The following is a 6000-nucleotide window of genomic DNA, read 5'->3' as shown; positions in this document are numbered from 1 at the left end:
GCGGCGGGGGGCGCCGGCGCCGCGGAAAAGGCGGCGTGCCGGCCGCCGGGGCGAGCGGTCGGCCGACGGGCTTCCGGATGCGGCCGTCGCTTCGTCCGCATGCAGCGTCGACAGTCGTAGCGGCGTTGCACCTGCCGACGGTAGCCTTGTCGGAACGACGCAGTCCGAGGCTCCGCGCGAGGGAGGCGCCCGCAATGAAGGGAACAGAGGCGAAGACAGCCGCGGTTCGCGGGATCGCCGCCGTCGCCGCCGCCGTCGCCGCGGAAAAGGCGGCGAGGGCGAAGCACCTGAAAAGACTGCCGGCGGCGGAAGCGGCGGAGCGGAGGAATAGGTGTCGGACCGAAAGCCGGAGGACCGTCGTGCGGTCCTCTTTTTTTGCGGGGGGGGAGGCGGAACGGTGCGGCTCGGCCCGGACGATGCGCCCGTTCCGTCGTCATGGATGCTGTCGGCCCGATGTCTTTGCCGGCCGGGTTAAACCGCTCGATAGGCCAAGGGGAGGCCAGCTAAGTCGAACAGGTTCGGCTGTGCCGGAGCTACTGCATGGCGTGCCGGGCCGAGTGCCGGAGAGGAGCTTGAACCGGTGCCGGTGAAAGCGGGACACTGTTCGAAACCGTGCGTTGGGCGAAAAAGCGACTGTTTCGAAGCGAAAGTTTCCATCGCGTCAGCCTCGATTCGGCCCTTGGACGAAATTCGTCGGCGGATGAATGGATATGATTCATAATTCGATGTTATTCAATAAATTATTTATTGTCTAAATGCCGGACCGAACCCCGATCGAACGAAAGAAAATCGTTCGATCGGAATTGTCGAATCGTCTTTCGGCTGACTGCGGCCGGTTGTTCGCCGCCGGTTCTGCGGGCTTGTCGGAGACGGGAGGCGGATGAGGCCGGCACGGTCTCGGACTGCTGTTCCTCGACCGCCGTGGCTTTTGTTCGGTGCGGTTTCGAGACAGTTCTTTCTCGGCATGTTTGTTCGGTGCGGTTTCGGAAGATTCGGTTTCCGTAGCATTCGCGATACGTGTCTTTTCCGGACGATGCCGACAGTTGCAGCCGTCTCATACGGTGATTATGCTTCGTCGCCGGCCCGTGCGTTTCCGCCGTCGGCGGCCGGGGCGCATGATTTTCCGAAACTTTAGGGTGGCAAATTCGTCTTTTTTCCTCACGAATGGTGCAACGTCCGCTATTTGCTGTTGTCCTTTCCGCCTCGGCGACCTTCGGGCCGTACCGCGGGGCATCGTGTTCGGCTTGGCAATCGCGTTCGTTTCTGTCTGCCGTTTTCTTGCATCGGCACAACTCGAATCTTGTTCGGGCTTTCGGCCAGCCGAAACGCCGGGGCGGTTCGTTACGCAGATCCGGTCGTCGAATCGCCGACGAGGGGAGAGGCGGTCGGCGGGAGACTTGTGCGTGGCGTCCCCGAGTTGTCGAATTGTGATTTGAACATGCGGTCGGCTCCGTATGCCGAACATGGAGAGGTCGTTTCGTGGTTGTTTCGACCGGAAATGCGGAGGGGCGATTCCGGGGTCGTATTTCGTCCGGACGAAATATCGGTTTTTTGCCCTTGTTCTTTTCCGATGCCGGTCGCGGATGCAACTCTTTGGCGCGGCAGTCCGATCCTGCGGCCGCCGCGCCGGATCACGAATCGGTCGACTCCGGGATTCCGCAGTCTCGCGTCCGCGGTTTCGGGTCTGTGCCGTTGCCCGCGCTTTCGGCGGCGGATGCCGCTCTGCGGCATGCTCCTGCCGTCGGCGCTCCCAGCACATCCGGTCCTTGCGGCCTCGGGGGGCGTTCTCGTCTCCGCCCGCTGGCTGACCGGACTTCTTCCCGCTTATTTCTGCCGGAAGTAGATCTGGATCGGAACCCCCGAGAAATTCCAGTTCTCGCGCAGCTTGTTTTCAAGAAAGCGGCGGTAGGGCTCGCGGATGTATTGCGGCAGGTTGACGAAAAACGCGAACTGGGGCGTGGGAGTCGGAAGCTGGGTTACGTATTTGATCTTGATGTACTTGCCTTTCGTCGAGGGGGGCGGCCAGTTCTCGATGATCGGCAGGAAGTAGTCGTTCAGCTCCGAAGTGGAGATGCGCCGCTTGCGGGCCTGATGGACGAGAATGGCCGTCTGGAGTACGTCGAGGATGCGCTGTTTGTTGAGCACCGAAGTGAAGACGACCGGAATGTCGCTGAACGGCGCGAGTTTCTTGGCGATGAATTCGCGCCACTCCTTCATCGTGTTGCTGTCCTTCTCGATGAGGTCCCACTTGTTGACTACGATCACGCATCCCTTGCGGTTGCGGACGATCAGGTTGTGGATGTTGAGGTCCTGCGATTCGAGCCCCTGCTGCGCATCGAGCATCAGGATGCAGACGTCCGACTCCTCGATGGCGCGGATCGAGCGCATCACGGAATAGAATTCGAGGTCCTCCATCGTCTTGCCTTTCTTGCGCATGCCGGCCGTGTCGACCAGATAGAAGTCCATGCCGAATTTGTTGTAGCGCGTGTGGATCGAGTCGCGGGTGGTGCCGGCGATCGAGGTTACGATGTTGCGCTCCTCGCCCAGCAGGGCATTGGTGAGCGACGATTTGCCCACGTTGGGGCGGCCGACGACGGTGATGTGCGGCAGATCGTCCTCCAGCTCGCTCTGCGCATTGGCGGGCAGTGCCGCGAGGATGGCGTCCATCAGATCGCCCGTGCCGCTGCCGGACATCGAACTGATTGAGTAGGGGTCGCCCAGCCCGAGTGAATAGAACTCGTGAGAAGCGTAGAGCTGGTCGTTGTTGTCGACCTTGTTGCAGACGAGCAGTACCTTTTTCGTGGTGCGGCGCAGCAGGTCGGCCATCATCATGTCCAGATCGGTGATGCCGGTCGAGACTTCGACCATGAAGAGGATCACGTCGGCCTCTTCGATGGCCAGAAGCACCTGACGGCGGATTTCGTCCTCGAAGACATCGTCCGAATTGACGGTGTAGCCGCCCGTGTCGATCACCGAGAACTCCTTGCCGTTCCAGTCGGTCTTGCCGTAGTGGCGGTCGCGCGTGGTGCCGGCGGTCGAATCGACGATCGCCTGCCGCCGTCCGACCAGACGGTTGAAAAGCGTGCTTTTGCCCACATTGGGACGTCCTACGATTGCTACAAGGCTCATATCTTTCGTTTTAATTGGCGATTACGCTCCGCGGGCGCGGCGAATGCCGTTCGCAGTCTTGGGCCGCGCGCTCGTGATTTAGCCTTCGCCGAAATCCTCGTGCCCCTGCTCCGAAGGCGAACTGCCGGCATGCTCCGCGCGCATACGCGGCCGACGACAGGGAACGTGTGTAATCTTGCGTTTTATTATAGGTGTGCAAAGATAACGCAAATTCGGGAAGTAAAAAAGTTTTCGGACGCTTTTGCCGGCTCAGACCTACAATCCGAAGCGGTTGGAGTCCTCGCCCGCCTGCACGGGGTAGATGAGGATGCAGCTCCGGCGGCTGAAACAGCGCTCCAGATAGTCGGGCAGACGTCCCATCGCCGGCAGATAGGAGCTGCGGTCGCGGCGGCTCATCACGAACCACAAGGCGTCGTCCGTGCGGGTATCCGCTGCCAGATCGGGCAGTGTGTCCCAATCGTCGAGCGTCCGGAAACGGGCGTTGACGGGCGACTTTTCGGCTTTTTCGCGCAGGTAGTCCAGTGTCCGGTCCGGTCCGCAGAAGTGCATCTCGGCGCCCGTGTTGCGGCCGAGGGTCCACAAGCGCTGCACCCAGTAGGGGAAGCCGGCCTCCAGCTCGGCTCGGGCGGGGATCACGATCCAGTGGCGCTGGATGGTCGAAATGGGCTGCACGGGCTTGTAGATGAAGGTCGTGATGTTGTTGCGCGCGAGAATGCCTTCGGCCGTCTTGCCGAGGTAGTGTTCGGTGAGACCGTGTTCGCGGTGGGCGCCCATCACGAGGTCCGAGACGTTGCGTTCGAGTACCGTACTGGCGATGGCGTTCACGATGTTCACGTCGTAACGGAAGAGCCCTTGCAGGTAGTCGTCCGAGGCGGCTGCGGCGCGCACCGCCGCGTCGAGGAGCTTCTGGGCCCGCTTTACGTCGCGGGGATCGCTCTCGGTGTTGTTCACCGCATGCAGGGCGCAGAGGGCGTTCTTGAGCTTGCGGGGTTTGAGGAGCGTGGCGAGACTGACGAGCTCCGGCACGCTCTCTTCGTTGGCGAGCGGGATGAGAATCTGCTCGGCAGGGTCGGCCTCCTCCTTTTCGCGGACTTCTCCGAGGGCGATGTTGTGGGCGCCCCGCTGCGTGGCGAAGGTCGAGACGGTGCAGGTGGCCAGAATCATCAGGATCGTGCCGTTCAGCACGCCGTCGTCGAGCAGGCGTATCGGGTCGCCGTCGGGCGTGTGGCCCAGAATGACGTTGTAGCCCACCATCACGGCTGCGAGCGTGGCTGCGACGTGGGCGCTGCTCAGACCGAAGATCAGGGTGCGTTGATCGCGCGAGAGGCGGAAGGTTTTCTGCGTCAGTACGGCGGCGAGGTATTTGGCCGCCGTAACGCCGACGATCATCACCGAGGCGACCTCGATCGTCTCCCAATCCTTGAAGAAGGCGCGGTAGTCGATCAGCATGCCCACGCCGATCAGGAAGAAGGGGATGAAGAGGGCGTTGCCCACGAACTCGATGCGGTTCATCAGCGGCGAGGTGGCGGGAATGAGCCGGTTCATGGCCAGTCCGGCGAGGAAGGCGCCGATGATCGGTTCGAGTCCTGCGGCTTCGGCCAGAAAAGCGCCGAGAAAGACCATCACCAGTACGAACACGTATTGCGACACGTTGTCGCTGCACCGCTTGAAGAACCAGCGGCCGATGAGCGGGAAGAGCACGAGGATCGCTGCGATGCAGACTGCGACCGAGATGCCGAGCCGGTACCAGAAGGCGTTGTCGGCGCTGCCCGTGGAGAAGCCCACGACGACGGTCAGTACCGAGAGGGCCATGATGTCGGTGATGATCGTCCCGCCCACGGCGATCGTTACGGCCTTGTCGCGTGCGATGCCCAGCTTGCTGACGATGGGATAGGCGATCAGGGTTTGCGAGGCGAACAGGGCTGCCAGCAGAATCGACGAGAGGATCGGGTAGCCGAGGATCCAGTGTCCGGCGAAGATGCCGAAAGCCATCGGGACCGAGAAGGTGTAGAGCCCGAAGACGAGGCTGCGCCAGCTGTTGCGCCGGAAGTCGTTCATGTCCATTTCCAGCCCCGACTGGAACATGATGTAGAGCAGGCCGGCCGTCCCCGAGAGGATGATGCTGCTGTCGCGCAGCACGAGGTTGAGCCCGTGCGGACCGATCACGGCACCGGCGATGATGAGGCCCAGCAGGTAGGGGATGCGGAGCCGGTTGAGCAGCAGCGGGGCCGTGAGGACGATCGCCATGATGAGCATGAACTTCAGGATCGGATCTTCGAGCGGAAGGTCGATAGGAAGGAGGGATGCGATCGGAAACATGGCTTTGCGGAATTTGTTTACAAAAATAAGAAAAAAAAGTAGACTTGCGACATTCCCTGTGCTTTGCTGGTTCGGAGAGGTCGCCCGGCACTGCCGGACGAGGGCGGCTTCCGGCATGCGAGGCCGTAAGGGTGCGACGGTCCGAATAGCGTGCCGGATGACATATTGGAACCGAATCATGAAAAAAAACGATCGGAATGTAGGAAAATCGGATGAAAAAATTGTGAATGTGAGATTTTTCGCTCCCCCCCCCTTAGTTCGGGTTTCCTGATATAAGGAATTTGAGTTATTTCGGAAAATTTCTTAGGACTGAGTTCGTGTTGCTTCTCCGGTGTCGGTTACGTAGGTTTTGAGAACCGCATACTGGACATTTCCTGCTTCGGCAGCGTCATGCTGCGATAAATCGGACGCGGTATTCCGGTCGTCTGCGGATGCGGCGGACGACGCGGGGCTCGACGGGCCGTTGCTTGGCCGTAAACTGTTTCGGGACACTTCCTATTCGCGACATGCGGCGCGCAGGGGATTGCCGCGGCATTGGAAATCCGGTATGGG

At 61.0% G+C, this 6000-nt stretch carries 2 protein-coding genes; both read right to left on the bottom strand.

All coding sequences use genetic code 11. The features are described from left to right. Positions 1–1824: 1824 nt before the first annotated feature. Positions 1825–3129: a ribosome biogenesis GTPase Der gene (der, locus tag BN3659_RS08505; RefSeq protein WP_091536192.1), complete on the bottom strand. Its 1305-nt coding sequence runs from the start codon at positions 3127–3129 to the stop codon at positions 1825–1827. Between the two features lie 255 nt (positions 3130–3384). Continuing rightward, a complete protein-coding gene (locus BN3659_RS08500) occupies positions 3385–5448 on the bottom strand; it encodes a cation:proton antiporter (protein WP_091536191.1) in 2064 nt (687 codons plus the stop codon). Positions 5449–6000 lie beyond the last annotated feature (552 nt).

Source organism: Alistipes sp. CHKCI003 (genome assembly GCF_900021155.1).
GTDB classification, from domain to species: Bacteria; Bacteroidota; Bacteroidia; order Bacteroidales; family Rikenellaceae; genus Alistipes; species Alistipes excrementavium.
This window is presented reverse-complemented; position numbering and strand designations above follow the sequence as displayed.

Bases quoted from the DNA above. Each gene is read 5' to 3' on its own strand.
- BN3659_RS08500 (WP_091536191.1), bottom strand. From the start codon at position 5,448: ATGTTTCCGATCGCATCCCTCCTTCCTATCGACCTTCCGCTCGAAGAT.
- der (WP_091536192.1), bottom strand. From the start codon at position 3,129: ATGAGCCTTGTAGCAATCGTAGGACGTCCCAATGTGGGCAAAAGCACG.